Raw genomic sequence first — 1,183 nt, forward strand, 5'->3', positions numbered from 1 at the left:
ACTGTTCTTTCTGCCCGATCCGCAAGACCTCAACCCGCAACAAAGCCGATTAAAAGTTGGTCAACACTATCCTGTGCCGATCTCACTTGAATTGACGACATTAAATGGCGCTTCTCAGATGTCTTCGGTTTTGCGCTGGGAAACTTACAAAGTAAAAAATGGCGAGAGCGCCGCCATTCTATTTAATCGAGTGGGGCTCTCTGCTCGTCTACTGCACGAGTTAGTGTCCTCCGATAAAGAAATTGAACAGCAGTTAACTCGTCTTCGTCCGGGCGATAAATTGCAATTTGGTTTTGATGAGAAAAACGACTTGGTTCAACTGCGCCGTACGCTAAGCGCATTTGAAACCTTTCGCATCAAACTGCAAGACGGCAAATACGTTTCTGAGGTCGATAAAAAAGAGGTCGATTACCAATTCAACTACGCCGAGGCAACCATCAAATCCAACTTCTGGAACGCAGGAATTTCGTCTGGCTTGAATGGCAACCAAATCATGGAGCTAGCAGGAATTTTTGGCTGGGATATCGACTTCGCACTCGATATTCGCAAAAACGACTCTTTCCGAGTGCTGTATCAAGAAGAAGTTGTAGAAGGTGAAGTCATTGGTCGCGGAAAAATCATCGCTGCGATATTCAAAAACCAGGGCGATACGTTTACGGCTATTTTAGATGAAAAAACGGGCAAATATTACGACGAAAATGGCCGAGCGATGAAAAAAGCCTTCTTGCGCGCTCCACTGGATTTCCGTCGCGTGACTTCAAACTTTAACCCACGTCGTCTTCACCCAGTTACGGGTCGAGTACGTCCTCACCGAGGCACTGACTACGCAGCACCTGTTGGTACGCCAATTTGGGCCGCTGGTGATGGTGTGGTGCAAAAATCGGCTTACAACAAGTTCAACGGGAACTACGTGTTCATCAAGCACAGCAATACTTACATTACCAAGTATCTGCACTTAACGAAGCGCACAGTCAAAACGGGTCAACGTGTTAAACAAGGTCAAACTATCGGTACGCTTGGCGGGACAGGTCGTGTGACAGGACCTCACTTACATTATGAGTTCCTAGTAAATGGCGTGCACAAAAACCCAAGAACGGTGAATTTACCGCAATCCAAATCGTTAACAGGTAAAGCAAGACAAACCTTCATGGCAAATGCAAAAGTCAGTATGGACAAGCTGGAT

The 1,183-nt window shown here is 46.2% G+C and carries 1 protein-coding gene; it reads left to right on the top strand.

The window, feature by feature from the left end; genetic code table 11:
• Nucleotide 1: 1 nt before the first annotated feature.
• The coding region (locus R7Q48_RS24470) for a peptidoglycan DD-metalloendopeptidase family protein (protein WP_318132693.1) at nt 2-1,183 on the top strand (1,182 nt) is incomplete at its 3' end.

Source organism: Vibrio sp. 378 (assembly GCF_033339435.1).